At 60.8% G+C, this 26,946-nt stretch carries 26 protein-coding genes; 7 read left to right on the top strand and 19 right to left on the bottom strand.

Annotated features, from left to right (window positions below):
• Positions 1 to 46 precede the first annotated feature (46 nt).
• The 4 genes from ACTG2J_RS16805 to rpoE all read right to left on the bottom strand — a co-directional run bounded on the left by ACTG2J_RS16805 (position 47) and on the right by rpoE (position 2,810).
• A complete protein-coding gene (locus ACTG2J_RS16805; RefSeq protein ID WP_111901302.1) occupies positions 47 to 508 on the bottom strand; it encodes a SoxR reducing system RseC family protein in 462 nt (153 codons plus the stop codon).
• Between the two features lie 93 nt (positions 509 to 601).
• On the bottom strand, positions 602 to 1,582 hold the full coding sequence (locus tag ACTG2J_RS16810) for a MucB/RseB C-terminal domain-containing protein (protein ID WP_005335407.1): 981 nt from the start codon (positions 1,580 to 1,582) through the stop codon (positions 602 to 604).
• 21 nt (positions 1,583 to 1,603) lie between these two features.
• Positions 1,604 to 2,206 (bottom strand): RseA family anti-sigma factor, encoded by a 603-nt coding sequence (locus ACTG2J_RS16815; protein WP_439997686.1) that lies wholly within the window; start codon positions 2,204 to 2,206, stop codon positions 1,604 to 1,606.
• A 22-nt stretch (positions 2,207 to 2,228) separates the two neighbouring features.
• The gene (gene rpoE / locus ACTG2J_RS16820; protein WP_005335411.1) at positions 2,229 to 2,810 is read right to left on the bottom strand and encodes an RNA polymerase sigma factor RpoE; all 582 of its coding nucleotides are present in this window, start codon (positions 2,808 to 2,810) and stop codon (positions 2,229 to 2,231) included.
• A 182-nt stretch (positions 2,811 to 2,992) separates the two neighbouring features.
• Between rpoE and nadB the strand changes: the two genes are divergently transcribed.
• Positions 2,993 to 4,600 carry an L-aspartate oxidase gene (gene nadB, locus ACTG2J_RS16825; protein WP_439997687.1) on the top strand — a complete coding sequence of 536 codons (1,608 nt, stop codon included), beginning with the start codon at positions 2,993 to 2,995 and terminating at the stop codon, positions 4,598 to 4,600.
• 155 nt (positions 4,601 to 4,755) lie between these two features.
• Here nadB and ACTG2J_RS16830 read toward each other — a convergent pair whose 3' ends face one another.
• Entirely contained in the window at positions 4,756 to 5,148 is a 393-nt protein-coding gene (locus tag ACTG2J_RS16830) for a protein YgfX (protein WP_439997688.1), read from the bottom strand.
• 19 nt (positions 5,149 to 5,167) lie between these two features.
• Positions 5,168 to 5,437, bottom strand: a complete 270-nt coding sequence (locus ACTG2J_RS16835) for an FAD assembly factor SdhE (RefSeq protein WP_005335417.1) — start codon at positions 5,435 to 5,437, stop codon at positions 5,168 to 5,170.
• Positions 5,438 to 5,548: 111 nt separating this feature from the next.
• On the opposite strand from ACTG2J_RS16835, the gene ygfZ reads away from it, so the two are divergent.
• Complete coding sequence (gene ygfZ / locus ACTG2J_RS16840) at positions 5,549 to 6,457, top strand: tRNA-modifying protein YgfZ (RefSeq protein WP_439997689.1); 909 nt, start codon at positions 5,549 to 5,551, stop codon at positions 6,455 to 6,457.
• 6 nt (positions 6,458 to 6,463) lie between these two features.
• Here the strand turns inward: ygfZ and ACTG2J_RS16845 are convergent, their stop codons facing one another.
• Positions 6,464 to 7,345 carry a LysR family transcriptional regulator gene (locus tag ACTG2J_RS16845; protein ID WP_058053237.1) on the bottom strand — a complete coding sequence of 294 codons (882 nt, stop codon included), beginning with the start codon at positions 7,343 to 7,345 and terminating at the stop codon, positions 6,464 to 6,466.
• Between the two features lie 125 nt (positions 7,346 to 7,470).
• On the opposite strand from ACTG2J_RS16845, the gene ACTG2J_RS16850 reads away from it, so the two are divergent.
• Positions 7,471 to 7,917 (top strand): PACE efflux transporter, encoded by a 447-nt coding sequence (locus ACTG2J_RS16850; protein ID WP_439997690.1) that lies wholly within the window; start codon positions 7,471 to 7,473, stop codon positions 7,915 to 7,917.
• A 162-nt stretch (positions 7,918 to 8,079) separates the two neighbouring features.
• Here the strand turns inward: ACTG2J_RS16850 and ACTG2J_RS16855 are convergent, their stop codons facing one another.
• Entirely contained in the window at positions 8,080 to 8,436 is a 357-nt protein-coding gene (locus ACTG2J_RS16855) for a hypothetical protein (RefSeq protein WP_005362699.1), read from the bottom strand.
• A gap of 244 nt (positions 8,437 to 8,680) precedes the next feature.
• Between ACTG2J_RS16855 and cutA the strand changes: the two genes are divergently transcribed.
• From cutA to ACTG2J_RS16870, 3 genes are all read left to right on the top strand, one after another.
• Positions 8,681 to 8,998 (top strand): divalent-cation tolerance protein CutA, encoded by a 318-nt coding sequence (cutA, locus tag ACTG2J_RS16860; protein ID WP_113739618.1) that lies wholly within the window; start codon positions 8,681 to 8,683, stop codon positions 8,996 to 8,998.
• Positions 8,995 to 10,782, top strand: a complete 1,788-nt coding sequence (locus ACTG2J_RS16865) for a protein-disulfide reductase DsbD (protein WP_439997691.1) — start codon at positions 8,995 to 8,997, stop codon at positions 10,780 to 10,782. The genes cutA and ACTG2J_RS16865 overlap by 4 nt, the downstream gene beginning before the upstream one ends.
• 132 nt (positions 10,783 to 10,914) lie before the next feature.
• The gene (locus ACTG2J_RS16870) at positions 10,915 to 11,328 is read left to right on the top strand and encodes a hypothetical protein (protein ID WP_113739616.1); all 414 of its coding nucleotides are present in this window, start codon (positions 10,915 to 10,917) and stop codon (positions 11,326 to 11,328) included.
• Positions 11,329 to 11,382: 54 nt separating this feature from the next.
• On the opposite strand, the gene ACTG2J_RS16875 is transcribed toward ACTG2J_RS16870, so the two are convergent.
• The 11 genes from ACTG2J_RS16875 to ACTG2J_RS16925 all read right to left on the bottom strand — a co-directional run bounded on the left by ACTG2J_RS16875 (position 11,383) and on the right by ACTG2J_RS16925 (position 25,437).
• Positions 11,383 to 11,970: a hypothetical protein gene (locus ACTG2J_RS16875; protein WP_113739615.1), complete on the bottom strand. Its 588-nt coding sequence runs from the start codon at positions 11,968 to 11,970 to the stop codon at positions 11,383 to 11,385.
• A 238-nt stretch (positions 11,971 to 12,208) separates the two neighbouring features.
• Positions 12,209 to 13,513 carry an NAD(P)/FAD-dependent oxidoreductase gene (locus ACTG2J_RS16880; RefSeq protein WP_113739614.1) on the bottom strand — a complete coding sequence of 435 codons (1,305 nt, stop codon included), beginning with the start codon at positions 13,511 to 13,513 and terminating at the stop codon, positions 12,209 to 12,211.
• 159 nt (positions 13,514 to 13,672) lie between these two features.
• Positions 13,673 to 14,752 (bottom strand): class II fructose-bisphosphate aldolase, encoded by a 1,080-nt coding sequence (gene fbaA, locus ACTG2J_RS16885; protein WP_113739613.1) that lies wholly within the window; start codon positions 14,750 to 14,752, stop codon positions 13,673 to 13,675.
• Positions 14,753 to 14,867: 115 nt separating this feature from the next.
• The gene (locus tag ACTG2J_RS16890; protein WP_005335436.1) at positions 14,868 to 16,031 is read right to left on the bottom strand and encodes a phosphoglycerate kinase; all 1,164 of its coding nucleotides are present in this window, start codon (positions 16,029 to 16,031) and stop codon (positions 14,868 to 14,870) included.
• Positions 16,032 to 16,092: 61 nt separating this feature from the next.
• A complete protein-coding gene (gene epd, locus ACTG2J_RS16895) occupies positions 16,093 to 17,103 on the bottom strand; it encodes an erythrose-4-phosphate dehydrogenase (RefSeq protein ID WP_005335438.1) in 1,011 nt (336 codons plus the stop codon).
• 60 nt (positions 17,104 to 17,163) lie between these two features.
• Positions 17,164 to 18,093, bottom strand: coding sequence for an ROK family protein (locus tag ACTG2J_RS16900; RefSeq protein WP_274161537.1), 930 nt, complete (start codon positions 18,091 to 18,093; stop codon positions 17,164 to 17,166).
• Positions 18,094 to 18,204: 111 nt separating this feature from the next.
• Positions 18,205 to 19,272 (bottom strand): uroporphyrinogen decarboxylase, encoded by a 1,068-nt coding sequence (gene hemE / locus ACTG2J_RS16905; protein WP_005335440.1) that lies wholly within the window; start codon positions 19,270 to 19,272, stop codon positions 18,205 to 18,207.
• Between the two features lie 180 nt (positions 19,273 to 19,452).
• Entirely contained in the window at positions 19,453 to 20,232 is a 780-nt protein-coding gene (nudC, locus tag ACTG2J_RS16910) for an NAD(+) diphosphatase (protein WP_274161536.1), read from the bottom strand.
• Between the two features lie 221 nt (positions 20,233 to 20,453).
• Positions 20,454 to 23,618: a bifunctional proline dehydrogenase/L-glutamate gamma-semialdehyde dehydrogenase PutA gene (gene putA / locus ACTG2J_RS16915; protein ID WP_274161535.1), complete on the bottom strand. Its 3,165-nt coding sequence runs from the start codon at positions 23,616 to 23,618 to the stop codon at positions 20,454 to 20,456.
• 314 nt (positions 23,619 to 23,932) lie between these two features.
• A complete protein-coding gene (locus ACTG2J_RS16920; protein WP_005335443.1) occupies positions 23,933 to 24,538 on the bottom strand; it encodes a TIGR04211 family SH3 domain-containing protein in 606 nt (201 codons plus the stop codon).
• Positions 24,539 to 24,684: 146 nt separating this feature from the next.
• Positions 24,685 to 25,437, bottom strand: coding sequence for a potassium channel family protein (locus ACTG2J_RS16925; RefSeq protein ID WP_005354446.1), 753 nt, complete (start codon positions 25,435 to 25,437; stop codon positions 24,685 to 24,687).
• Between the two features lie 101 nt (positions 25,438 to 25,538).
• Here ACTG2J_RS16925 and ACTG2J_RS16930 point away from each other — a divergent pair, with 101 nt between their 5' ends.
• Positions 25,539 to 26,789 carry a methyl-accepting chemotaxis protein gene (locus ACTG2J_RS16930; protein WP_005362726.1) on the top strand — a complete coding sequence of 417 codons (1,251 nt, stop codon included), beginning with the start codon at positions 25,539 to 25,541 and terminating at the stop codon, positions 26,787 to 26,789.
• The last annotated feature ends 157 nt before the right edge of the window (positions 26,790 to 26,946 follow it).

Raw genomic sequence — 26,946 nt, forward strand, 5'->3', positions numbered from 1 at the left:
CGGCCATTCTTTAGTCGCCAGCGCCAGTGAAATAGCGCCTGTTCGGTCAGGGGAGGATGCGGACAGGGACTACCACGCCGAGCATCTGCGGGCCGTAGCGCCCCTGATCCAGGCGGTTGGAAAAGTAACGAACCAGTAAAAAGCCCAGCATGCCCCCCAGCAGGCAGCAGAGGATGGTGATCCCCTCCCCGCCCGAGAGCAGCGGCGCCAGCCAGAGCTGCCCCAGCAAAGCGCCGGCCAACAGACAGAAAAGCGGCAGCACATAGACCAGCGCAGCCCCGCGCAGCAGACTCTCCTGCGGGATACCGAGCCTCACTTGCTGGCCAACCCGCACCTCGGCGGTCAGCCTGACTCGCAAGCGGGGAGCTTTCAGGGGAAACGCCTTGGCCACGGTGCCGGTACCACAGTTGGATTGCTGCTGACAACCGCTGCAGGCGGAGCGACGCTCGCACTCCACCCAGGCATGGTCACCCTCAATGGCCACCACGGTCGCCAGCTCTTCACTCATCTCATTCACGGCAACACCTCGGGTTCACACAATCAGGGGATCTGACCACGACTCGCCACGCTCGGCAAGCGGTGAAGAACCCCGCATCCCCCGTTACTGCACCGCTTCGTTGCGGGCCAGCGGCTGGACCGACTCGGCGATGCGCTTGGCGGTTTCGGCAGGCACCTCACCGACCACGGTGATCTCGACCCCCACCTCGTTGACATAGCTCACCAGCGAGGTCGCCCCCTGGCGGATCAGCTGCTGGCGCACCGCCTGCTTGGGATCCACCCGGGAGACGTAGACCGAGAGATCCACCAGCCCGTCGGAGAGCATCATGTAGTCCACCGGCATACTGGTGGTCACCAGCTGGTGCCGGTCTTGCGACAGCACCTTGAAGCCATCGGGCAGCCAGGTGATCTGCCAGTTCAACTGCTGTTGTGGCGCCGGATAGGCATCCTCCAGCGCCAGCGCCGGAGGCTGCTTGCTGTTGGCAAGCTTCACCAGCCAGGGGGCCGGTTTGCTCTGCAGATCCAGCTCGACACCGAGCACCTGCTCCACCAGATTGCCTTCCCGCTCGACCATGTCGATCCGCAGCAGCAAGTGGCTCTGCTCATCAATCCAGAGCACGAAACCATATTTGTCGGCCTCTTTAGGCACCAGCCTTACCACCTGCGCCACCACACCGGCAACCCGGCTGCGGCCGGCCAGCACAGGATCATAGCTCTCCAGCACCTGTGCCAGCGGCATCTTCACCAGGGTCGACCAGATGCCGGGGAAGCGGGCATCCTTCAGGGTGTAGGGATCGTGGCTGTTTTCAAAGAAGGTGTATTCGTTCTGGCGCTGGAGATACTCGATCGCCTTGCCGTCGAGGTAACTGAGGTGGGCCACTTCCTTGCCGTTGATCACGGCATGGCTGATCCGGATCGGTTCAAGACGCCCCTGACGGGCCTTGACCATGGACAACTCGAAATTCTGTTGCTGCACGGCACTCTGCATCTGCTGCAACAAGGCCTCGGCCGACTTATCGTCGGCCGAGGCCTTGGCACTAATCAGCAGGAGAGAGGCCAGCAAAATACGGCTGGACTGGCGCACGTTTGTATCCCTGACAATTCGTTATTGTTGGATCTGTCTGTCTTGCAACAGGCGCTGCTGCAACTGGTGGTCACGCAGGAAGGCGTTGATCCGCTCCCGCTGCTCCTGCATCTGCTGTTCGGTCAGCCCCTGCTGACGGGCACGGGCGCCATCCTGTTGCGGATAGTGAACACTCACAGGCGCCGCACTGCCACCGATTGGAATGGTATTGAGTACCGGATTGGCCGGAACGCCATCTTGTCCCTGATACTGCTGCACCCCGAAGATAACTGCAGCGGCCACAGACGCTGCGATGGCATATTGACCCAGCTGCTGACCGACACGGCGGAACAACGGAACCACATTGGCATCAGTCTTGACCGGCGCAACGGCAGGTTGCAGCACGGGAGCCGCCTCGACCGGCTTGGGTGCCAGTATGGTGGGCTTATCCTCCAGCGCAGCCATGATGCTGTCACTGAGATCCAGTTGCAGATTGACCGGCAGGTCACCCCGCATGGCATCGCCGATCAGGTGGTAACGACCCCAGGTATCTTGCAAGTCGGAGTCCATCTCCAGCTCGTTCAGTACCTCTGCGTCACTCAGGTCACCATCCATCAGGGCAGAGATTTGCTCTTTATTTGCCATAAGTTAACCCGTCTTTCCCCAGTTAATTCTCGATCAGAGGTTGCAGCTTTTTATCGATTGCTTCCCTCGCCCGGAAGATACGGGATCTGACCGTACCCACAGGGCAATCCATGATTTCGGCAATCTCTTCGTAGCTCAGCCCTTCCAGTTCGCGAAGGGTGATAGCTGTCCTCAGGTCTTCCGGCAATGCCTCTATGGCTGAAAACACGGTGCGTTTGATCTCGTCAGTCAGCGCCAGGTTTTCGGGGGTTGAGACCTCTTGCAAGGCTTCACCACCACCATAAGACTCCGCTTCGTCAGCCTCCACATCACTGCTGGGCGGCCTGCGCCCCTGGGAGGTGAGATAATTCTTCGCCGTGTTCACGGCAATTCGGTACAACCAAGTGTAAAAAGCACTTTCGCCACGGAATGTCGGCAATGCACGGTAGGCTTTTATAAAGGCCTCTTGCGCCACATCGGGCACATCACCGGGATTGTTGACATACCTGGCAACCAGGTTGACCACCTTATGCTGGTATTTTTTTACCAACAGGTTGAAAGCTGCTTTATCGCCGCGCTGGACCCGTTCAACCAGCTGTTCGTCCAGTAGATTCTGGTCGCTCATCAGAGCCGTAAAACCCCCATCAGGTTATCGTTTTTCTTTTCCGGCCCTTCCTAAGCGCACAAGTTCAGACAGGGAGAATCAGAGAAAGTTCGCTTCAATTGAAAAAAATGTGATGCAGGCTGCATCCTCGCCCTCGCTTGGGCTACCATGGTGCCAGTTCTTAATCCAGGCCAATGATACTTATGAAAGCAAGTGTTGAATACCTTTGCGATGTACTGATCATTGGCAGCGGTGCCGCTGGTTTGTCCCTCGCGTTGCGATTGGCAGACCACGCCAAAGTCCTGGTTCTGAGCAAGGGGCCCATCAGTGAAGGGGCCACTTTCTATGCGCAAGGAGGCATCGCTGCCGTTTTCGACGAAACCGACAGCATCGAATCCCACGTGAGCGACACGCTCAACGCGGGCGCCGGGTTGTGTGACCCGGCAGTGGTGGAGTTCACCGCACGCCACGCCCGCGAGTCCATCCAGTGGCTCATTCAGCAAGGGGTCCCCTTCGATCAGGAGGAGAACGCCGACGGCGAGTCCCAGTACCACCTCACCCGGGAAGGGGGCCACAGCCATCGCCGCATCTTCCACGCGGCGGATGCCACCGGCAAGGCGGTGCAACTGACCCTGATCGATCAGGTGCGCGCCCACCCCAATATCCAGCTGATGGAGCGCTTCAACGCGGTCGACCTCATCACCACCCGCAAGCTCAACCTGCCGGGCAACAAGGTACTGGGCGCCTACGTCTGGAACCGCAACGCCGAGCAGGTCGAGGTGATCCGCGCCCGTTTCGTGGCACTGGCCACCGGCGGCGCCTCCAAGGTCTACCAGTACACTTCCAACCCAGATGTGAGCTCTGGCGATGGCATCGCCATGGCATGGCGGGCTGGCTGCCGGGTGGCAAACCTGGAGTTCAACCAGTTCCACCCCACCAGCCTGTTCCACCCCGATGATCCCAACTTCCTGCTGACCGAAGCGCTGCGTGGCGAGGGGGCCTATCTGCGCCGCCCGGACGGCAGCCGCTTTATGCCGGAGTTTGACGAGCGGGCCGAGCTGGCACCGCGGGACATAGTCGCCCGCGCTATCGACCACGAGATGAAGCGGCTCGGGGCGGACTGCATGTATCTGGACATCAGCCACAAACCGGCCGATTTCATCATCAAGCACTTCCCGACCATCTACGAGCGCTGCATCGCGGTCGGCATCGACATCACCAGGGAGCCGATGCCCATCGTGCCGGCCGCCCACTACACCTGTGGCGGCGTGATGATCGACAACAACGGCCAGACCGATATCCCCGGCCTCTATGCCATCGGTGAAGTGACCTACACCGGTCTGCACGGCGCCAACCGCATGGCCTCCAACTCCCTGCTGGAATGCGTGGTCTATGCCCATCAGGCGGGGGCCGACATTCTGGCCAAGCTGCCGATGAGCGTGGAGCCGCCGCGCCTGCCGGTGTGGGACGAGAGCAAGGTGGAAGACTCCGACGAACTGGTGGTGATCCAGCACAACTGGCACGAACTGCGGTTGATGATGTGGGACTACGTGGGGATAGTGCGTACCAACAAACGCCTGGCCCGCGCCAAGCGCCGCATCGACCTGCTCAAGCAGGAGGTGCAGGAGTACTACGCCAACTTCCGCGTCTCCAACAACCTGCTGGAGCTGCGCAACCTGCTACAGGTGGCCGAGCTTATCGTCAACTGCGCCCTGCAGCGCAAGGAGTCTCGCGGCCTGCACTACAACCTGGATTATCCGGATATGCTGCCGGACTCCAAGCCAACCGTGCTGACCCCGGAGCGGGATTAATCCCCCTTCCTGCCAAGCGTTGCAGCTATCAGTGACCCCGCCCCGGCGGGGTCACTTGTTTTCAACCGCTTTTCAGCCACAAAAAGAGTGTCGCCAGCCACATGGCAACAGCTTATCGCGATAAATCAGCGCATGGTCATCACGGAAAGCAGGCGTCAGCGCCGGGACGGCAGAAAGTGGATGGCTCGCGCCAGCAGGCGGTAATGTTCGGGGGGAAGGGCATCGGAGAAGAGCCACAGTTGCCGTGGCGACACGGCTCCACTCTCTTGCGGTTCGGGACAAAGCGCCAGCCTGAGCACGCCGGGCAGAATGCGGCTTTTCTTGTCGAGCTGATAGCGGCAACCTTGCCACTGTAGCCACTGACCATCCCAGACAAGCTCGAACGGGGGCGCGGCTAGGGAGCGCCAGCTCAACCAGAGCGCCGCCAGCCAGACGGGCAGCAACAGCGCCCACTGCCAACCGGCAATCAGGCCAGCCACCGGCCAGAGCAGCAACAGAAAGAGGGCCACCAGCAAATATTGCTGATGGCGGGAGGGGTGAACCGTCATGATCACCCGCTCCACGGTATTACCCCTGGCGGTCGTGGCGCGCCTGATTGCGCTCCAGGATCATCGGGATCATGGCGGCAAATGCGGGATCGGCAGGGACACCATGACCCATGCACCATTTGAACAGATCCGGATCGTCGCTCGCCAGCAGGCGGATAAAGGTCTGCTGATCGGCTTCGCTCAGGGAGTCGAACTCGTGTTCGAAAAAGGGCATAAAGATCACATCCAGCTCGAGCATACCGCGACGGCAGGCCCACTTCAGGCGGGATTTTTCAACTGGGCTCAACATGGCACTCTCCTTACAAAGACCGGGGGATGGTACCAGCTGGATTTTCCGGCTGACAAACATTAGTTACGTCTTTACCATGCAGCTCACATACTTTCTCTCTGGAATACCATCGTGAGCCTGCAACCACCTGTTTTTCCTGCCGAGCCGACCCGCTTCCCCCTGACCAAGCTGGCCATCACCCGTATCAGCGGCCAGGATCGCGCCAAATATTTGCAAGGTCAGGTCACCTGTGATGTCAACGCCCTGCAACCGGGGCAACAGACCCCGGGCGGCCACTGTGATCCCAAGGGCAAGCTGTGGAGCAATTTCCGCCTGCTCTGCCTCGACGACAGTCTGCTGCTACTGACCAGCCCTTCAGTGCTGGAACGTCAGTTGCCGGAGCTGAAGAAATTTGCCGTCTTCTCCAAGGTGGAGATTGCCGCCGACGAACGCCACGCCACCGGTCTGGCTGGCAAGGGCACAGATGCGTGGGTCGCCGCGCAGTTTGGTCTGGAGCAGAGCGGTTTGGTCGCTGGCGGCATGGTGGTGAAGATCGAACAGGATCGCTGGCTGCTGGTGAGCAATCAGCAAGCCGACGCCCTGCCGCAAGGTGACGAGTCACTCTGGTGGGGGCTCGAGATCAAGGCGGGCCTGCCACACATGGAAGCGGTGCATCAGGGGGAGTTCATCCCGCAGATGCTCAACCTGCAGGCACTGGACGGCATCAGCTTCAACAAGGGCTGCTACATGGGGCAGGAGACGGTGGCCCGCGCCAAGTATCGCGGCGCCAACAACCGCGCCCTGTTCCTGCTGGCGGGGACTACCGGCGAGCCAGTTGCCAGCGGCGATACCCTGGAGCTGCAACTGGGTGACAACTGGCGCCGCAGCGGCATGGTGCTCAACGCCTGGCAACAGGCCGGGCAGGTGTGGCTCACCGCCGTACTGCCGAAAGATACCGAGGCTGACGCCCAATTCCGCCTCAAGCAGGATGAAGGCTCTCGCCTCACCCTGCAACCCCTGCCTTACGCCCTGACCGAGTAAGGTCGGCTAGCGAGGCACCCGCGCCAGCAGTGCCTCCTTCAGCCAGCGCCCCGCCTGCCCCAGCGGGCGGGCGCGATGCCACTGCAACTCCAGCGCCAGCGCGTGGCTGGCGATAAAGTCCGGCTCCAGCACCACCACTTCGCCGCGAGCCAACGGCTGATGCAGCAGAAATTCCGGGATGGCGGACCAGCCAAGGCCCCGCTTGACCAGCTCCAGCACCCCGAGATCCCCCTCGACCCACCACACCTGAGCCGAGATGCGAAAACGCTGACGCTCGCTCCCTTCCCGTCGGCCGGTCACCATCAGCTGACGTGCTCCCTGCAGATCGACCTCCCGCAGCGGCTGCTTGCGGGCCAGCGGATGATCCGGTGACACCACCAGCGGCATGGTCACCTCCCCCAGCGAACGGGCGACAATCTCCCGCTGGGGATGCACCTTCTGATAACTGATGCCGAGCTGGGCACGCCCAGTCACCAGCATCTCGGTCACATCCTCCATCAACGGGAAGAGCAGCTCCAGCTCCACGGTCGGGTAGCGAGTGGCGAACTCCTCCAGCAGGGTGCCGAGCCAGGGGAGGTGGGAATCATCATCGATGGCCAGTGTGAGGCGCGTCTCCACCCCGGCCGCCAGCTCCCCGGCAATGGATTGCAACCGTTCACTCTGTGCCAGCAGGATCCCCGCCTCCTGCACCATGCGGGCCCCCGCCTCCGTCAGCTGCGGATAGCGGCCGCTGCGGTCAAACAGGGTGAGCGCCAGATCGATCTCCAGATTGGCGATGGCGCTGCTCACTACCGACTGCGCCTTGCCCAGCTTGCGGGCGGCAGCGGAAAACGAGCCGGTTTCGGCGGCCGCCAGCAAGATCCTCAGTTGTTCCAGTGATGGCGTCATCTTATGGCCCTCCGACAAGCTCTCTCATCCATCTATTTTAGCGATGGATACCAACATGAATCTATCGCTAAAGATCTATAGATTAACCAGCAATCCGTGAATGAACCTGATTGAGAGAGTGACTTATGCGTACCCGTAACGATCGCCTGCGCCATGCGATTGGCTTTGAATTTATTGGCCTGCTGATTGCCGCCCCGCTGGCCAGCTGGGTTACCGGGGTCGGGCTCAACCATATGGGCCCGCTGGCACTGTTCTTCTCGGTGCTGGCCACCGTCTGGAACTACATCTACAACATCGGGGTCGACAAGCTGCTGCTCAAATATCAGGGCCATACCCACAAGACCCTGTGGCAACGGGTGCTGCATACCTTCGGCTTTGAGGGCGGTCTGCTGATCGTCGCACTACCGGTCATGTCCTGGTGGCTGAGCGTCAGCATGCTGGAGGCGCTGGTGCTGGATCTGGGCTTCGTCGTCTTCTATCTGATCTATGCCTTCGTCTACAACTGGGGCTATGACAAGGTGTTCCCCATCCCCCGCGAAGTGCCGCACGGCATGCCACAAGAGGTGCGCTAAGGCACGAATCAGTTGGATTGAAACCGAGAAGTGAAGGTCAACAAGGAAAGACTACAGAAGAAACGACACGGCCCCATCATGGCAGACATGATGGGGCCGCAAAAAGCGTCAGCGCTGGCAGGCCGGCTGATTCAGAGGTAAGGATTCAGGCCTGCCCGTCGCTCAAGCCTGGGCCTTGAGCTCTTCGCCGCTCTCGTCGGCAGCGGCAGCCTCTTCAGGCTGAGCCTGGGCGGCCTGCAGCGCTTCCAGCTCGCTCTGATAATCGCTCAGGATCTGCTGGGCAACCGCCATATCTCCCTTGTGTTTGCGCTCGAACAGATGGTGCTGCACCACGCCGTTGAGATACTCCACTGTAATGGGCTGCTCCAGGGTGGCCATCAGCTCCTCTTTCTCCAGCTCGGCATTGATTTCATCGGCGGTCGTGCGCAGCAGCCCGGCCAATTGAACCAACATGCGGCGCTCACCTTCGCGCAGCAGGCTCAACATGCGGTTTCTCTGCTGCTCATTCTGTTGGGTCATACATTTCCTTACGTCAATTGGGAACAAGCCCGCTCATTCTGCCCTGTCCCCATGACAGCGTCTATCTCATGCCCCCCACAAATTTTTGGCGCTGGCTCACAAATGGCTACAGATGCTATTTGAAGCGGCTCTGGGGTATAGTAGCCGCTGATTTTCAGGCGCTTTTTTCACCTTCATCCGCAGACAGGGATGAGACGGCAAGGGCGCCTGCCCGGTTTACCCCAACGAGGTGAAGATCCGCTTTATGACCGACGCCATTGTGGTGCTCTGCACCTGCCCAGATCAAACCAGTGCCGACCTTCTCTGCGAACAGCTGCTGAACCAGCGGCTGGCCGCCTGCATCAATCAACTGCCGGGCATCACCTCCGTCTATCGTTGGCAAGGCAAGGTGGAGCGCGCCACCGAGATCCAGCTCATCATCAAATCCCGCCAATCGCGCTTTGCCGAGCTGCAGGCATGTATTCAAGCCCATCACCCCTATGAGGTGCCCGAGCTGCTGGCCTTGCCGGTAAGTGCCGGACTACCTGCCTATCTGGACTGGCTCAATGGGGAGACCGCATGACGTTCACCCGCTTGCTCTCTCCACTGCTGCTCTGCGCCCTGTTGATGACAACAGTGGGCAGCTCCCCTGCCCACGCCAGCGGCGCCGATCTGCTCAGCTCGCTGGGCATTGAAGCCAACGCCAAACCCAAATTTTTACAGGTCGATGAGGCCTTTCAGATCGAGAGCGAACAGCGCGGCGATCAGCTGCTGCTAACCCTCCACATCGCCGACGACTACTACCTCTATCGCCATAGCCTGCGCTTCAAGGGGAACAACCTCACCTTCAGCGAGCCGACCCTGCCGGAAGGCACCGAGCACGAAGATGATTTCTTCGGCAAGACCCGGGTCTACTACCAGCAGGTGAGCATCGCGGTGCCGCTCAAAGAAGTGGGCGACGGCGCCACCCTGCGGGTGCGCTATCAGGGCTGCACCGACGGCCTCTGCTACCCGCCGACCGACAAGCTGATCGATGTAACCCCGCTGGTCACGGCAACCACCGCACCCACTGCTGAAACGGCACAAAGCGTCGCACCGGTTAGCCAGCAAGATCAGCTGGCCGCAGCCCTCGGCAATCAGGGATTCTGGCTCAGCATCGTCGCCTTCTTCGCACTGGGACTGGGGCTCGCCTTCACCCCCTGCGTCTTCCCCATGTATCCCATTCTGACCGGCATCATCGCCGGTGCCGGCCATCGCCTCTCTACCGGTCGCGCCTTCCTGCTCTCCATGGTCTATGTGCAGGGGATGGCGGTCACCTACACCCTGCTGGGACTGGTAGTGGCCTCGGCAGGGCTGAAATTCCAGGCGGCGCTGCAACACCCCTATGTGCTGTTCGGCCTCTCGGTGATGTTCGTGCTGCTGGCCCTCTCCATGTTCGGCCTCTACACCCTGCAACTGCCGAGCAGTTTGCAGACCCGGCTCTCCGGCCTCTCCAACCGCCAGCAGGGTGGTTCTGTGGTCGGGGTCGCCATCATGGGGATGATCTCCGGGCTGGTCTGCTCCCCCTGCACTACGGCGCCGCTCTCGGGGGCGCTGATCTACGTGGCCCAGAGCGGCGATCTCTGGCTCGGCGGGGCGGCACTCTATGCGCTGTCACTGGGGATGGGGCTACCGCTGCTGCTGCTAGGCACCTCGGGTGGCAAGCTACTGCCCAAAGCGGGCGCCTGGATGGATGTGATCAAGCAGCTGTTTGGTTTTGCCCTGCTGGCAGTGCCGATCCTGCTGCTGTCACGGCTCTGGAGCGATCAGATTGCCACTCTCGCCTGGCTCGGCTGGGGGCTGCTGTTGTGCGGCTACCTCTATCACCACAACCAGCACCAACCCCACTCGGTGGCCAAAAGCGTGCGCGGCTTCGTGCTGTTGCTGGCGATGATCAGCGCCGTGGTAGTGGGCAAGGATCTGCTGCAACCGGCCCCCCCTGCTGCCATCACGACGGATGCCAGTCAAACGGCGCCGCAGTTTATCCGCGTCAAGACGCTGGATGATCTCAAGGTGCAGCTGGCCGCCGCCCGCGGCAAGCCGGTGCTGCTCGACCTCTACGCCGACTGGTGCGTCGCCTGCAAGGAGTTCGAGCACAAGACCTTCAGCGATCCAGCTGTGCGGGAGCGCTTCGGCCAGATGGTGCTGCTGCAGGCGGATGTTACCGCCAACGACGATGCCGATATCGAGCTGCTCAACGGCCTCAATGTGCTGGGGCTGCCGACCCTCATCTTCTTCGACCGCGAGGGCAAGGAGCTGACAGGCCAGCGGGTCACCGGTTTTATGGGGCCGGCGGAGTTTCTGGGCAGGCTCGATCAGCTACGCTGACCAACGGCGCCCCTGTAGACAGACAGGGGGCAGCCTTATACGTTACGCACTGATTTTTCTGGCAATCCCTTGTATATGACCGGCAGCATGGCAGAATTTGCCCTTCGATTGTCTCGCCCGTCCGGAGTTTTGATGAAAAAGTGGTTCATCCCCCTGCTAGCCCTCTGGCTTTATGGCTGCAGTGCAGGGCCCGGTGAAGAGGATATCCGCCAGCAGGTCACCGCCAAGCTGCTGGCCGAAACGGATGCCAACCTGTTCGATATCAGCGACTTCACCATCCTTAGCAAGGAGGAGCGGATGGAGGGGGTCTATCTGGTCAAGGTGAGCTACCAGCTCCACTTCAAGCAGGGACTGGATCAGCTGCAGGTGCTGTACGACGAAGATCTGATTTATGACCGTGTCGGCCCCTTCCAGCAGGAGATGGGGCTGATGGAGCTCGAGCGCAAATATGGTGAGTTCGAGGCGGGCCAAGTGCTGCCACAAGAGGCCGAGGTGTGGATGATGAAGGACGAACAGGGGTGGCGACTGGCGGAACCGGCCCAATAAAGGGCTGCCCGCCCCTTACGCACTGCAACGACTGGACTGCCGTTGCCAACCAGCTCAAACCTGGGTATCGACCCGATAGCCTTTTCGCTCGGCAGGTTCGCTCGGCAGCTTGCTGGACAACCCTGACAGCACCTCCTTGAGGGTGACCCCGCTCTCTGCCGCACCACTGCTCTCCAGCAGCTTGGTCAGCTGGCTCTGCAAGGGGTTGACCGCTTCACGCTCGGCTCCTTGCTCGCTCGCTTTTTCCTGTCCGCCCTGCTGATCCAGCGTCTCCAGCAGACGCGCCAGATCCCGCTTGAGCGGGTTTTCGCTGCTGTCGGCGATGGCGAGTTTGCGCTGTTCCTGCTCTTGCCGCTGTTGTTGCTGCAATGCCAACTGTTGCTCCTGCTGCTGTTGCAGGGAGCCCATCATGGTGTTGATGAACGCTTCCAGCGAATCCCTGATTGAAATAGTGCCACCGCCGCTGCTCTCCCCTTGTGGTGACAGCCCCAGCTCATCCAGCACAGCGCTAAGGTCGCGCACCAGGCTGTCACTGCCCGTTGATGGTGAAGTCGCAGCCCGCTCCTGTGCCTGCACGGCGGGAGAACCCTGCCGTTGCGCCAGCGGGCTGAGCCCGCCTGACGCGACCACATTTATCTCCATCTTGGCCCTCCTCTCCCCGTCCTCAGCTCTTTCTCGGCAAGTATTCCGGCAAGCAGACACACCCTCGTCCCCTTGGCAGATAACCGCTCTCACACCTAAAAGATAGCGCCAACCGGACGAGATTGGCGCGAATGCATCTTTTGGTCTATCAGGCGGAACGATTGTGCCAACCCGCTATAAACAAGGGCTGGCAAGGGAGCCGGCGCTCAGCCATCACTGCGCAGGCTGACAATCGGCGTCAGAAGATATCCTTCATCCGGTGCCACAACATTCCCAGTGCCAGCAGCGGAGAGCGCAGCGCCGGGCCACCCGGGAAAGTGATATGGGGCACGCTGGCGAAGAGATCGAAACCCCGGCTCTCGCCGCGGATCGCCTCGGCTACCAGCTTGCCCGCCATATGGGTGGCGTTGAGACCGTGACCCGAGTAGGCCTGGGCATAGAGCACGTTGGGGTGAGCTTTCAAGCGGCCAATCTGCGGCAGCCGGTTGGCACCAATGCCGATCATCCCGCCCCACTGGAACTCGATGGCGGTACCAGCCAGCTCGGGGAAGACCCGCAGCATCTTGGGCAACATGAAGGCCTTGATATCGCGGGGATCCCTTCCCGAGTAGTTGCAGGCCCCGCCGAACAACAGACGACCGTCGGCGGAGAGGCGGTAGTAGTCGAGCGCCACGTTCTGATCGCACACCGCCATGTTTTGCGGCAGCAAGCGCTGGCGCAAGCGGCGATCCAGCACCTCGGTGGCGAGGATGTAAGAACCGGCCGGCAGCACCCGCCCTCCCAGCTCCGGATTGAGGTCATTGAGATAGGCGTTGCAGCCGATCACCAGATAGTCGGCCGTGACCCGGCCGTGGGCGGTGGTCACCTCCACCTGCTTGCCGTAATCGATATGGGTCACCCGGGAGTGTTCAAACAGGGAAACCCCTAGGCTGGCTGCGGCGCGCGCCTCGCCGAGCGCCAGATTGAGGGGATGGAGATGGCCGGAGCCCATGTCGATGAGGCCGCCGATATAGCGATCCGATCCCACCACGCTATGGATATCTTCCCGCGGTACCAGCTTGAGTTCGTGCTCATAGCCGAGGCTCGCCAGATGCGCGAGATCCTCCTCGAAGCCAGCCAGATGACGCTGACGGGTGGCGAGGTCGCAGTAGCCCCAGGTGAGATCGCAGTCGATATTGAAACGCTCCACCCGCTCGCGCACCAGCTGCACCGCCTCCAGCCCCATCAGGTCGAGCTCGCGCACCCCATCCTCACCAATCCAGCGGGCAAACTGGCTGGTATCGTGGCCGATACCGCGAATAAGCTGACCGCCGTTGCGCCCGGAGGCGCCCCAGCCGATACGGTTGGCCTCCAGCACGGCGACCTTGTAACCAGCATCCGCCAGATTGATGGCGGTGTTAAGACCGGTAAAACCGCCGCCGATGATGCAGACGTCAGCCTTGTGCTCCCCCTCCAGCTCGGGCCACTGTTGCGAGTCGTTGCGGGTGGCCGCGTAGTAGGAGGCGACGTGCTCCTGATATCCGTTGTGCTTTCCTGCCTGCATACTCAGCATCCTGCCTTGGTTGCAAATTGTTTAATAAAATAAGCAAAGTTGTTTCGATAATACCCAGTTCCCCCTCCACTCACCAACCGGTGCGGATCACAGAAATGCAAAAGGCGCCCCGAAGGGCGCCTTTTCATGCAATCAAGGTGCTGTAACGAATTACAGTACGTCGATGGCGTTCAGGTCGGAGAAAGCCTGTTCCAGACGCTTGATCATGGAAGTCTGACCTTCACGCAGCCATACGCGCGGGTCGTAGTACTTCTTGTTCGGCTTGTCGGCGCCTTCCGGGTTGCCCAGCTGGCCTTGCAGGTAAGCTTCGTTCTTCTTGTAGAAGTTCAGCAGACCTTCCCAGGTTGCCCACTGGGTGTCGGTGTCGATGTTCATCTTCACTACGCCGTAGGAGATGGACTCGCGGATCTCTTCCAGAGTGGAACCTGAACCACCGTGGAATACGAAGTCCAGAGACTTGGCTGGAACGCCAAATTTCTCGGAAACGTACTTCTGGGAAGCGTCCAGGATGGACGGGGTCAGCTTGACGTTACCCGGCTTGTATACACCGTGTACGTTGCCAAAGGAGGCAGCGATGGTGAAACGCGGGCTGATCTTGGACAGACGCTCATAAGCGTAAGCAACATCTTCCGGCTGGGTGTACAGAGCGGACTGATCCATGTGGCTGTTGTCGACGCCGTCTTCTTCGCCACCGGTGCAACCCAGTTCCAGCTCCAGAGTCATGTTCATCTTGGCCATGCGGGTCAGGTACTCGCAGCAGATGTCGATGTTCTCTTCCAGAGACTCTTCGGACAGATCCAGCATGTGGGAGGAGAACAGCGGCTTGCCGGTTTCAGCAAAGTGCTTCTCGCCCGCTTCCAGCAGACCGTCGATCCACGGCAGCAGCTTCTTGGCAGCGTGGTCGGTGTGCAGGATGACCGGCACGCCGTAAGCTTCGGCAACAGCGTGAACGTGCTTGGCACCAGAGATGGCACCCAGGATGGCAGCTTTCTGACCTTCCAGCTTCAGACCCTTACCGGCGGTGAACACGGCACCACCGTTGGAGAACTGAACGATAACCGGCGCTTTAACCTTGGCGGCAGCTTCCAGTACGGCGTTCACGGAGTCGGTACCAACGCAGTTTACTGCCGGCAGAGCAAAGCCGTTCTCTTTAGCGATGGCGAACACTTTCTGAACGTCATCACCAGTGATCACGCCGGGTTTTACGAAGTCGAAAATTTTCTTAGACATGTTTAATCGTCCTGTCTCGTATGCCGTTAATAAAAAATGGGGGGTTCATCATGAACCGGCACAGCGGGCACATGATAAACGAAACGGGAGGCTTTTGCCCCCCGTTCCGGGTCAATTAGGCTTTGGCGCGCTGTTCCAGAATCGCAACAGCCGGCAGTACCTTGCCTTCTACGAACTCCAGGAAGGCGCCGCCGCCAGTGGAGATGTAGGAGACTTTGTCAGCGATGCCGAACTTGTCGATGGCAGCCAGGGTGTCACCACCGCCAGCGATGGAGAAGGCCGGAGAAGCAGCGATGGCTTCAGCGATAACCTTGGTGCCTTCAGCAAACTGGTCAAACTCGAATACACCAACCGGGCCGTTCCACAGGATGGTCTTGGCGTTCATGATGATGTCAGCCAGGGCCTTGGCAGAATCCGGGCCGATGTCGAAGATCATGTCGCCGTCGGTCACGTCAGAGACGGACTTGATGGTCGCCGGAGTGGATTCGGAGAACTCGGCACCTACAACCACGTCGGTGGTCACAGGAATGTTGGTCTCGGCAGCCAGTTTCTTGGCGGTGTCGATCAGGTCGTGCTCGCACAGGGACTTGCCGACGTTGTGACCGGCAGCAGCGATGAAGGTGTTGGCGATGCCACCACCGACAACCAGCTGGTCAGCGATTTTGGAGAGGGATTCCAGAACGGTCAGCTTGGTTGAGACCTTGGAGCCGCCAACGATGGCAACCATCGGGCGCTCGGGCTTCAGCATGGCTTTGCCCAAGGCTTCCAGTTCACCCGCCAGCAGCGGACCGGCACAGGCGACCGGAGCGAACTGTGCAACACCGTAGGTGGAACCTTCGGCGCGGTGAGCAGTACCGAACGCATCCATTACAAAGACGTCACACAGGGCGGCGTATTTTTTGGCCAGCTCTTCGGTGTTCTTCTTCTCGCCTTTGTTGAAGCGGCAGTTTTCCAGCACAACCAGCTCACCGGCAGCGACTTCTACGCCATCCAGGTAATCCTTGGCCAGGCGAACCGGGCAGGACAGAGCGTCTTTCAGATAGTTGACAACCGGAGCCAGGGAGAATTCTTCGTTGTATTCACCCTCGGTCGGACGACCCAGGTGGGAGGTGATCATCAGCTTGGCGCCCTTTTCCAGAGCCAGCTTGATGGTCGGCAGAGTCGCAACGATACGTGCATCGGAGGTGACCTTGCCGTCTTTTACCGGTACGTTCAGGTCAGCACGGATCAGAACGCGTTTACCCGCCAGATCCAGGTCAGTCATCTTGATAACAGACATATTCAGTCCTCTATATTTTCCAGGTAATGTTAAAAACAGTAACCTTTCGCCCGGGGCAGGCTCAGCCTGCGGCCATCATGGCCCGGGTGGTATCCAGCATCCGGTTCGCGAAGCCCCATTCGTTATCGCACCACATCAACATCTTGACGAGGTTGGCATCGCTCACCCGGGTCTGGGTACCATCAATGATGCAGGAGTGTGCATCATGATTGAAGTCTACGGAGACCAGCGGTTCTTCCGTGTAATCCAGAATACCGTGTAATGTACCTCTGGATGCCCGTTGCAGGGCTTGATTTACGTCAGTAACTGTCACTTTTTTACGAACAGTAATACTGAGATCCATCGCTGTTACATTGATGGTCGGCACCCGCACCGCGATCGCCTCGAACTTGCCGGCGAAGTGGGGCAGGATACGCTCCAGCCCCTTTGCCAGCTTGGTGTCCACCGGAATGATGGACTGACTGGCAGCACGGGTTCGGCGCAAGTCACTGTGGTAGGCATCGATGACTTGCTGATCATGCATGGCCGAATGAATTGTCGTAATAGTACCACAATTTATCTCGAATTCTCGATGCAATGTTTCAATCACCGGCACCACGCAGTTGGTAGTACAGGAGGCGTTGGAGACGATCCGCTCCGCTCCGGTGAGGGTATGATGGTTGACCCCGTAGACCACGGTGGCATCCACATCCGCATCCGCCGGGTGGGAGAAGAGTACCTTGCCCGCCCCCGCCGCCAGATGCAGCTCGGCATCGGCCCGCGAGCCAAACACCCCGGTGCAATCGAGCACCACATCCACCCCCAGCGCCCGCCACGGCAGCTTTGACGGATCCCGCTCGGCAAACAGGGAGATAAGATCCTCCCCCACCAGCATGCTGTTGCCCGCCAGTTGCACCGGATGGTGGAAGCGACCGTGACTGGTATCGTAACGGGTCAGGTGCACCATGGCCTCGGGGGCCGCCAGCTCGTTGATGGCGACGATCTTGATGGTCTTGTCGCGCCCGCTTTCATAGAGGGCTCGCAACACGTTGCGACCGATCCGCCCGTAACCATTGATGGCAATCTTGATCATCGAGAATCCGTTTCCTTGAACCAGCAACAGGGCGGCACACCGGCCGCCCGGGAGCCCCGGCTACGACAGCAGGGCCTCCTTGAATTCACCGCGGGCCAGCAGTGCGGCCCCGAATACCCCGGCACTGTCACCAAGGGCAGGAGCAATAATGGGGGCTCTGAAGCGGGGATTAAAGAGGAAGGGCAAAATTGTCTGCCGTCCGGCGCTGTAAAGGCTCTGCACATTGCCCACCCCGCCACCGATGACAATAACATCCGGGTCGAGAATATTGACCACATTGGCCAGCGCCTGACCAAACAGCAGATGCAGCCGATCGATGGTGAGCTTGGCGATGTGATCGTGGGCGGTGGCAGCCGCGATTTGGGCAAGCGAGAGGCGGCGCTTGGCCTTGGCCTCGTACCAGGCCTCCAGCGCCGGACCGCTGATCAGGGTCTCGACGCAGCCACGCTTGCCGCAGTAGCACTCGGGGCCATCAGGGGAAAGCACATTGTGGCCCCACTCACCGGCGATGCCGTGGTGGCCGTTGAGGATCTGGCCGTTGATGACGATGCCGGAGCCGACCCCGGTGCCCATGATGATGCCGAACACCACTTTCGCATCGGGATGGTGCTGGCGCACTGCACCGAGATGGGTTTCTGCCAGCGCGAAGCAGTTGGCGTCGTTGGCGATCAGCACCGGCACGCCCAGCTTGCGCTCCAGATCCTCCTTGAACGGCTTGCCGTTGAGCTCGGTGGTGTTGCAGTTCTTCATCAGGCCGGTCTGCGGATCCCGCGCCCCCGGGGTGCCCATGCCGATGATGGCCGGGCGCTGGCCAATCTTCTCGGCGCACTCTGCCACCAGCTTGGCGATCTGGCCGATCATATGGTCATAACCGCCAGCCCGCTCGGTGGAGATGCGGTGGCGCAGCAGCACCTCGTCGCCCTCCAGCACCACGCATTCACACTTGGTACCGCCAAGATCGATACCCCAATCCAGTGACTTGCTGCTCATCTTGCCTCCTGCACGGGCGCCACGCTCTCGTGTCGCAGCGCCATTCTTTAATGTAAAACGGGGCCTTGCGGCCCCGGATTTCAAACAAACTATTCTTTTCTCGCCCCAGCCTTAGCGACCGTGGTACTGGGCGGAGAGCTCGTGTACCGCGTTGACGAACACACCGGCATGTTCCGGGTTCACATCCTGATGGATGCCGTGACCGAGGTTGAATACGTGACCATTGCCGTGACCGAAACCGGCCAGAATGGAGGCGACCTCTTCACGAATGCGAGCGGGAGTGGCGTAGAGCATGGAGGGATCCATGTTGCCCTGCAGCGCCACCTTGTCGCCGACCCGACGCTTGGCATCGGCAATGTCGGTGGTCCAGTCCAGACCCAGCGCATCGCAACCGGTGGCGGCGATCTGCTCCAGCCACTGGCCACCGTTCTTGGTGAACAGGGTGACCGGCACGCGGCGACCGTCGTGCTCGCGGATCAGGCCATCGACAATCTTGTGCATGTACTGCAGGGAGAAATCGCGGTAATCGCGCGGGGTGAGCACGCCGCCCCAGGTGTCGAACACCATGACCGCCTGTGCACCCGCCTTGATCTGGGCGTTGAGGTAGGCAATCACGCTGTCGGCCAGCTTGTCGAGCAGCAGGTGCAGGGTTTGCGGCTCTGCGTACATCATCTGCTTGATCTTGGTGAATGCCTTGGAGCTGCCCCCCTCCACCATGTAGGTGGCCAGGGTCCATGGGCTGCCGGAGAAACCGATGAGCGGCACTTCGCCCTTCAGCTCGCGGCGGATGGTGCGCACCGCGTTCATCACGTAGCCCAGCTCATCTTCCGGATCCGGAATGGGCAGCGCCTGCACATCGGCCATGGAGGTGATCGGGCGCTCGAAGCGCGGGCCTTCACCCTGCTCGAAGTAGAGACCCAGCCCCATGGCATCGGGCACGGTCAGGATGTCGGAGAAGAGGATGGCGGCATCGAGCGGGTAGCGGCGCAGCGGCTGCAGGGTGACTTCACAGGCCAGCTCGGCATTGCGGCACAGGGACATGAAATCCCCCGCCTGGGCGCGAGTCGCCTTGTATTCCGGCAGATAGCGCCCTGCCTGGCGCATCATCCATACCGGGGTCATGTCTACATCCTGACGCAGCAGGGCGCGCAGGTATCGATCGTTCTTCAGCTCTTTCATCCCAGTTCCTGAGTTCGTATCACGCATAAAATGGCGACCATAATACCACTTTGCCCACCGGAGCGGACTGCCCAAAACGTGGCAAATGGGCGCGCGGTTGCAAAGATGTGAAGGGGCGCAAACCAGAGCGCCCCGTTTTTAAAATGAAGTGCAAAAAGGTTGGCGAAAAGATAAGCGCCGTTACCCCTCGCCAGCCAGTGACAACTCGATCAGCCGCCGGGCAATGGTGCCGTGGGGTGGCAAACGCGGCAGCTGGTCGGCGGCAAAGAAAGCGGCAGCGACCAGTTCGTCATCCTGCACCTTGATTTCGCCGCTCTCGTAGTCGGCGGTAAAGCCCATCATCAGGCTGTGAGGGAAGGGCCAGGGCTGGCTCGCCACATAGCGCACATTGCGCACCCGGATGCCGCTCTCCTCGAACACCTCCCGCGCTACGCACTGCTCAAGGTTCTCTCCCGCCTCCACAAACCCGGCCAGCACGGTATACATGGGATCATCCGCCTGATAGTGACGGCGATGGGCCGCCAAGAGGATCTCCGGCCCCTTGCGCACCGCCACGATAATGCAGGGTGAAATGCGCGGATAGGCCGTGTGGCCGTGGTGGCACACCTGCTCCCACTCCCCCGCCTTCGGGGTCATGGGGGCGCCGCACTCGCCGCAGAAACGGTGGGTGCGGCGGAAGGTAACGAGCTGCCAGGCACGGCCCGCGAGACGAAAGCCCTCTTCGTCCCCCGCCACCATCAACTGGCGCAGGGGGGCCATCATAGTCGTGTCGGCCTCAGCCCCCAGATCGAGCAGATAGCAGGGTAGCCCCTGCCACTCGTCGAAACGCTCGAAATGGGCACCGGCCAGCGCTGCGGGCAGGCACGCTTTACTACCCTGTGGCACCTCTCCCTGCTGATCGAGCAGTACCAGATGATCGCCCCCCAGCACGAACCAGCGGGCTTGTTCGGTTAATGACATCAGATAAACACTCTCGTTAAAACAAAACCCTGGCTACGGCGGGCCCGCCAAGGGGCAAACGCCACGCGAATGGCTCCCATCTTACGACCAGCACGGGTCGCTGACGACCCCGCCGTGGCCGATTGTCCCATTCGTAAAAAACGGATGGTGCAAATAAAGAGGCCGCCCGAAGGCGGCCCGTTGTTATCCGGTATCCCGTATCCGGCCTCTATCGACGCGGATCAGGCATCGCCCATCGCCAGCAGGGAGGCGTTGCCGCCCACCGCCGTGGTGTTGATGGTACGGGTCTTCTCGGTAACAAACCGCCCGAGATAGTGAGGGCCACCCGCCTTGGGGCCGGTGCCGGAGAGCCCCTGGCCGCCGAACGGCTGCACCCCGACCATGGCGCCGATCTGGTTGCGGTTGATGTAGACGTTGCCGACGTTGATGCGGCTCGCCAGCTCCTCCGCGTGGGATTCGTTGCGGCTGTGGATCCCCAGCGTCAGGCCATAGCCGGTGCCGTTGATGTCGCCGATCACCTTGTCCAGATCCCGGGTGGCGTAGCGCACCACGTGCAGGATGGGGCCGAACTGCTCCTTGGCCAGCTCGCGGATGGAGCCGATCTCCAGCGCAGTCGGCTGAACGAAGTGTCCCTCCATGGTCGCGGCGGGCATCGGCGCCTGGGCAATCAGGCGAGCACGCGGGATCATGTAGGCGAGGTGAGCATCGAGACCGGATTTGGCATCGGCATCGATCACCGGGCCTACGTCGGTGTTGTGCTCAGCCGGGTTGCCCACTTTCAGCTCCTGCATGGCGCCGGTGAGGATCTCCAGCACCCGCTCGGCAATCTCCTCCTGCAGATAGAGCACCCGCAGGGCCGAGCAGCGCTGACCAGCGCTCTGGAAGGCTGCGCTCACCACGTCGCGCACCACCTGCTCCGGCAGCGCGGTGGAGTCGACAATCATGGCGTTCTGGCCGCCGGTTTCGGCGATGAGCGGCAGGATGGCGCCATCGCGCTGGGCCAGGGTCATGTTGATGAGCTTGGCGGTCTCGGTGGAGCCGGTGAAGCAGACGCCGCCGATACGCGGATCCGCTGTCAGCTTGGCACCCACGGTGGCGCCGTCACCGGGCAGCAGCTGTAGCACGTCGCCAGGAATCCCAGCCTGATGGGCCAGAGTCACCGCCAGATGGGCAATAAGGCCGGTCTGCTCCGCCGGTTTGGCGATGACGGTGTTGCCGGTGGCCAGCGCAGCAGCGATTTGGCCGAGGAAAATCGCCAGCGGGAAGTTCCACGGGCTGATGCAGACAAAGACGCCACGCCCCTGCAGGAACAGCTCGTTCTGCTCGCCGGTGTAGCCGGGCAGCGGGGTCGCCTGCCCCATCAGGCTGCGGGCCTGCACCGCGTAGTAGCGACAGAAGTCTACTGCCTCGCGCACCTCGTCGATGCCATCTTGCAGCAGCTTGCCCGCCTCGCGGGTACAGAGGGAGACAAACTGCTCGCGGTTCGCTTCCAGCAGAGCCGCCAGCTTCTCCAGCGCGGCGGCACGCTCGCTCACCGGGGTTTCACGCCAGCGCGGGAAGGCGGCGTGGGCGGATGCCAAGGCCTGCTCCACCGCCTGCTCGTCGGCCCAGTGGATCTTGCCGACGGTGAGGCTCACATCCTGCGGGCTCAGCACGGTGCGCGCCTCACTCCGCTTGAGGGTCTCGCCATCGACGATGGGGCCCGCCAGCCACGGCTTGCTCTCCAGCTCTTTCAAGCGGGCGAAGAAGGGGCGCTGGATGGAGAGGATGTTCATGTTGACGCCGCTGGAGTTCTTGCGGTCGCTGAACAGGTTCACCGGCTGCGGAATGCGGTCGTTGGCAAAGCCGGAGTAGCGCTTGAGGGTGCGCAGCGGATGCTCGGCCAGCGAGTCCACCGGGGTGTTGGGGTCCACCAGCTTGTGAACGAAGGAGGTGTTGGCCCCGTTTTCCAGCAGGCGGCGCACCAGATAGGGCAGCAAGTCCTTGTGGGCGCCGACCGGCGCGTAGATGCGGCAGTGCAGACCGGGATTGTCGTTCAGCACGGCGTTGTGCAGCTCCTCGCCCATGCCGTGCAGACGCTGGAATTCAAACTGGCGATCGCCCGCCATCTCCAGAATGCTGACCACTGTATTGGCGTTGTGGGTGGCAAACTGGGGGGCGATAAAGCCGCGAGTCGGCTCGCTCAGCAGGTAGCGGGCACAGGCGAGGTAAGAGATATCGGTGCCCGCCTTGCGGGTAAAGAGCGGGTAGCCGGGCAGGCCCGCCTGCTGGGCATATTTCAGTTCGCTGTCCCAGTAGGCGCCTTTTACCAGTCGCACCGGAATGAGGTCACCCTGCTCACGAGCCAGTGCGGTGAGCCAGCACAGTACCGGCAGGGCGCGCTTGGAGTAGGCCTGCACCACCATGCCGAGCTTGCCCCAGCCACGGTTGGCGTCACAGCGGTAGAGCTGTTCGAACAGATCCAGCGACAGCTCGAGTCGGTCCATCTCCTCGGCATCGATGCTGATGGCCACATCCTTGTCGCGGGCCAGCCGTACCAGCCCCACCAGCCGCTCGCACATCTCGCCGAGCACCCGCTCGCGGTTGGCCACGTCATAGCGCGGATGCAGGGCCGAGAGCTTGATGGAGATGGAGGGGGCCGGGCCACCGTCGCTGATCCGCTCATTGCCCACCGCCTCGATGGCGTTGCGATAATCGGTCAGGTATTTGTCGGCATCCTGCAAGGTGAGGGCCGATTCACCCAGCATGTCATAGGTGTGGGTGTAGCCCAGCTCGCGGGATTTGCGGCTCGCCTTGAGCGCTTCTTTCATGTCGCGCCCCAGCACGAACTGCTTGCCCATGATCTTCATGGCGGCGTACATGGCGGAGCGCACCACCGGCTCCCCCAGCTTGTTGACCATCCGCCCCAGCAGGTTGGCCGGGTTGCCGTCGAGCTTTTTGTCGAGCTTGATGATCTTGCCGGTCAGCATCAGCCCCCAGGTGGAGGCGTTGACCAGAGTGGAGTCGCTCTTGCGGAAATGGGAGGACCAGTTGGCGCCGGAGAGCTTGTCCTTGATCAGGGCATCGGCGGTCTCGGCATCGGGAATGCGCAGTAGCGCCTCGGCCAGACACATCAGGATGATCCCCTCCTGGGTATCGAGGCTGTACTCCTGCAGGAAGGCGTCGATACCATCACCGGAGCCGCTCTCCTTGCGCACCTTGGTCACCAGGGTACGGGCACGCTGGGTCACCTGCTCCAGCGAGGCGCCATCCCCCGGCAACATGGCCGACAGTTCGGCCAGATAGGCATTTTCATCTACCACGTAGTTTTGGGTGATGGCTTCGCGCAGGGCGGCCAGATCGGAGGGGATATAGTCAGCGGCAAGCACTTGAGTAGCTTTGAACATATGGGGTCTTCCTGTACGCCCTAGGGCTGATATCGACAAAGGCGGACGCGCCGCCGAAACGCCGATAATGTATACAATGTTGCACCCTATATGAAATGAATTTGTTGCCACTCTTTAACAAAGATCGCTCATTCCCCCCATGAATTCCCTTTTGAAGCCAATACGCCAGCAAGCGTGAGGGTCATCTGACTTCATTTTGTATACGATCTGCCGCCGCTCTATCGCAAAGCAGCCACGCATTTCGCCCAATACGCCCCAAAACAAGAAGGGCCGCCACGGCGACCCTTCTCAGCAATTCATTCAGCCAGATGCTGTCAGTTCATCCAGCGATCGCCGCGGCTGCGACGACGGGGCAGCATGGGCAGCAGGATGCCAAGCAGGATACCGGCACCCACCATGGCACCACCACGGATAAACCAGTCCATCTGCATGTCATGTTCCTGGTTGTCGTAGCTCTGGGTCAGGGCATCATTCTGCTCTTTGAGATTGCTCATCTCCTCACCCTGACTGACCAGCTGAGCCTTGAGAGCAGCGATCTCCTTGCTCTGGGCAGCGATCTGGCCATCCTTCTCGGTGAAGCGTTTCTCGTTGTCACCGTTGAGGTTCTGCAAGCGATCTTTAAGCTCATCGCGCTCTTTTTCCACCTGGGGCAGACGCTCGCGCAGGCTGATCTGGCTCTGCAGCTCGCTGTTCTTGATCCACCCCTCGCGGCCACGACCGTCCACCACCTGGGTGAAACCGGCCTCGCTGTTCACCGCCTTTACCTCCAGCGGTTCACCAGCCTTGACGCTGCCAAGGATCCGGTACTGGGTACCCGGGCCATTGTGGATATAGGTAAAGATGTTGTCTGAAACATAACGGGTATCGGCCAGTGCCTGTTGGGCACACAAGCAGATCAAAATCCCGAGAAGGGCGCGCATGGTCGATCGATTCTCTTTTTCAGGTTTGGACAAGAGGTTGAATGTTAAGCCGCCAGCAGGTTAAAGGACAAGCAAAGAAAAAGCACCTCCCCCCAGATAAAGAGCGCAGAGTTGCGAGTTACCTCGCAACTTGCCCGTCTGCGGTCTCACTTGTTTTTCAGCTCCTGCACCTCGCTGCGCAGGGCGCGGATCTCCCGCAGCAGCTCCTCTTGCTGATTGTTGTAGTGATGACGCCACTTGTCGGTCTCGCCATCCCCCTTGTTGGGCTGCAAAAACAGGCTGGCCATAAAACCGCTGATGGCACCGAACAGACCGACTCCGAACAGGATCAGCAGGCTGGCGACAAACCGCCCCTCCTCGGTCTTGGGCACCAGATCGCCGTAACCCACTGTCGAGAGGGTCACCAGCGTCCACCAGAACGCGTCATAGGGTGTCTCAATCTGGCTGCCGGGCTGGCCTGACTCAATCCAGTACATGACGCCGGAGCCCACCCCCAGCAGCAGGAAGAAGAGGAACAGGATGCCAGAGAGAGTAGTCTCGTTGCGCTCGCGACGAAACATGGCCCAGAGATCCGGGTGCTCCTTGAACAGCTGATAGACCCGCCACAGCTGGATCAACCGCGCCCAGCGCAACTGCTCCGCCATCGGCAGGCTACCCGGCAGATAGATCCAGTTGGCCTTGAAATAGGCCTTGCGATCGGAGGCCCGGATCCAGCCATAAGCAAAGTGCGCGAGGAAGAAGTAGCAGATCAGACTGTCGAGGTCATAGAAGAGCTGCAGAGTCTGTGGTGTCAGGCTCTCATGGCCCCACCAGCGGGCCGTCACCAGCACAACCGAGATTATCGACAGAAATGCCATCAGCAGATCCATCGCCCGCAGATGAGTTAAGTGATGTCGCATACATTTTCCAACTTTAAGCACAGTGCAAATTAATAAAAGAGAAGATAATGCCGATAGTCCTGAGGGCAAAGGAAAAAACGGCTTTTAAAAGGAGAATGACAATGCAGCTGAACCTGCTGGAGAAAAGAATGAGCAACATCCGGTTGGTACCCAAAGTGGTGCTGCTGATGGTGTTCAGTACCCTCCTGCTACTGACAAAACTCTGGTTTGACGCCAACAATCTGGAAGCGACCCTGCTCAGCGAAGGGCTCGATCCCGCCAAGGCGGATGCGATCTCCAATCGCCTGCTCTGGACCGGTCTGATGGAGACCGCCATCATGGGGCTGCTGTTCGTGATCCTGCTGCTCACCGGCTCCCGCCTGATGGTCAAGCAGGTGCACTATCTGGTGGGCCTGCTGGAACGCTTCGCCAAGCGGGACCTCAGCCACAAGGTACTGCTCAAGTCTCGTGACGAATTCGGCGACATCGCCAAGGCGGTCTCCCACTCGCAGGAGAACCTCAAAGAGGTGTTTGGCAACCAGCGCGCCGCCTGCAAGGAGCTCAACGACATCGCCTCCCAGGTGACCCTTTGCATGGAAGAGGCCAACGAAGCGATCAACGAAGAGTTCACCCAGATCGAACAGCTGGCCAGCGCCATGAGCCAGATGGTCGGTGCCATTCGCGAAGTGGCCGCCCATGCGGATCAGGCCTCTCACGCCACCGCCGAAACCAGCCAACTGGCGGAAGAGGGGAGCCGCTGCGTCGCCGACACCGTCAGCACCATAGACACCCTCTCCGGCAACATCCAGCGCTCCGCCACCGTGGTCAACGAGGTGGAGCAGGGGGTCGAGCGCATTGGCTCTGTGGTCGACACCATTCGCGGCATCTCGGAGCAGACCAACCTGCTGGCACTGAACGCCGCCATCGAAGCGGCTCGCGCCGGTGAAGCGGGTCGTGGCTTTGCCGTGGTGGCCTCCGAAGTGCGTGAACTGGCCAACCGGGCTCAGGCCGCCACCGTCGAAATCCAGAAGATGATCGAACAGCTGCAGGGCAATGCCCATCAGGCTGGCGAGCTGATGGCCCAAAGCGTACAGCAGGCCGACAAGGGGGTGGAACAGGTGACCCAGGCCGGTACCCAGCTCGCCACCATAGTGCAGCGGGTACAGGGTGTCGCCGACATGAACCGCCACATCGCCGCGGCCTCCGAGCAGCAGAGCTCGGTCGCCGAAGAGATGCGCGGCAATCTGGAGCAGGTCAAGCAGATCGCCGAAGGCTCCGTCGTGGTGCTGCGCGAACTGCAAGAGGCCTCCGAACTGGTCGAGCAGCACAGCAAGGAGCTCGACAGCCAGATCCAGTCCTTCAAGCTGGCGTGACCACAGCGCATAGACAGAAAGGCCCTGCGGGGCCTTTCTTCATATCCCCACCAGCAACCCATTTTCCTTTCTGGATCATGCTTCTCGCCCCTGCGCTGTGACGCGGGGGCCTGACGGTGCTAGATTGGCAGCCAGCTTTTTATCCGGCAGTTTCGTT

This window comes from Aeromonas sp. 6P, assembly GCF_051919525.1.
Taxonomy (GTDB): Bacteria; Pseudomonadota; Gammaproteobacteria; order Enterobacterales; family Aeromonadaceae; genus Aeromonas; species Aeromonas veronii.

Coding starts and splice junctions, on each gene's coding strand:
- ACTG2J_RS16830 (WP_439997688.1), bottom strand. CDS start 5,148: ATGACGGTTCACCCCTCCCGCCATCAGCAATATTTGCTGGTGGCCCTC.
- ACTG2J_RS16805 (WP_111901302.1), bottom strand. CDS start 508: ATGAGTGAAGAGCTGGCGACCGTGGTGGCCATTGAGGGTGACCATGCC.
- ACTG2J_RS16890 (WP_005335436.1), bottom strand. CDS start 16,031: ATGTCTGTTATCAAGATGACTGACCTGGATCTGGCGGGTAAACGCGTT.
- nadB (WP_439997687.1), top strand. CDS start 2,993: ATGAAAGCAAGTGTTGAATACCTTTGCGATGTACTGATCATTGGCAGC.
- ACTG2J_RS16925 (WP_005354446.1), bottom strand. CDS start 25,437: ATGCGACATCACTTAACTCATCTGCGGGCGATGGATCTGCTGATGGCA.
- ACTG2J_RS16845 (WP_058053237.1), bottom strand. CDS start 7,345: ATGACGCCATCACTGGAACAACTGAGGATCTTGCTGGCGGCCGCCGAA.
- ACTG2J_RS16850 (WP_439997690.1), top strand. CDS start 7,471: ATGCGTACCCGTAACGATCGCCTGCGCCATGCGATTGGCTTTGAATTT.
- ACTG2J_RS16835 (WP_005335417.1), bottom strand. CDS start 5,437: ATGTTGAGCCCAGTTGAAAAATCCCGCCTGAAGTGGGCCTGCCGTCGC.
- putA (WP_274161535.1), bottom strand. CDS start 23,618: ATGTTCAAAGCTACTCAAGTGCTTGCCGCTGACTATATCCCCTCCGAT.
- cutA (WP_113739618.1), top strand. CDS start 8,681: ATGACCGACGCCATTGTGGTGCTCTGCACCTGCCCAGATCAAACCAGT.
- ACTG2J_RS16875 (WP_113739615.1), bottom strand. CDS start 11,970: ATGGAGATAAATGTGGTCGCGTCAGGCGGGCTCAGCCCGCTGGCGCAA.
- hemE (WP_005335440.1), bottom strand. CDS start 19,272: ATGAAAGAGCTGAAGAACGATCGATACCTGCGCGCCCTGCTGCGTCAG.
- ACTG2J_RS16900 (WP_274161537.1), bottom strand. CDS start 18,093: ATGAGCAGCAAGTCACTGGATTGGGGTATCGATCTTGGCGGTACCAAG.
- ACTG2J_RS16870 (WP_113739616.1), top strand. CDS start 10,915: ATGAAAAAGTGGTTCATCCCCCTGCTAGCCCTCTGGCTTTATGGCTGC.
- fbaA (WP_113739613.1), bottom strand. CDS start 14,752: ATGTCTAAGAAAATTTTCGACTTCGTAAAACCCGGCGTGATCACTGGT.
- ACTG2J_RS16855 (WP_005362699.1), bottom strand. CDS start 8,436: ATGACCCAACAGAATGAGCAGCAGAGAAACCGCATGTTGAGCCTGCTG.
- epd (WP_005335438.1), bottom strand. CDS start 17,103: ATGATCAAGATTGCCATCAATGGTTACGGGCGGATCGGTCGCAACGTG.
- nudC (WP_274161536.1), bottom strand. CDS start 20,232: ATGTCATTAACCGAACAAGCCCGCTGGTTCGTGCTGGGGGGCGATCAT.
- ACTG2J_RS16815 (WP_439997686.1), bottom strand. CDS start 2,206: ATGGCAAATAAAGAGCAAATCTCTGCCCTGATGGATGGTGACCTGAGT.
- ACTG2J_RS16880 (WP_113739614.1), bottom strand. CDS start 13,513: ATGCAGGCAGGAAAGCACAACGGATATCAGGAGCACGTCGCCTCCTAC.
- ACTG2J_RS16920 (WP_005335443.1), bottom strand. CDS start 24,538: ATGCGCGCCCTTCTCGGGATTTTGATCTGCTTGTGTGCCCAACAGGCA.
- ACTG2J_RS16865 (WP_439997691.1), top strand. CDS start 8,995: ATGACGTTCACCCGCTTGCTCTCTCCACTGCTGCTCTGCGCCCTGTTG.
- rpoE (WP_005335411.1), bottom strand. CDS start 2,810: ATGAGCGACCAGAATCTACTGGACGAACAGCTGGTTGAACGGGTCCAG.
- ACTG2J_RS16930 (WP_005362726.1), top strand. CDS start 25,539: ATGCAGCTGAACCTGCTGGAGAAAAGAATGAGCAACATCCGGTTGGTA.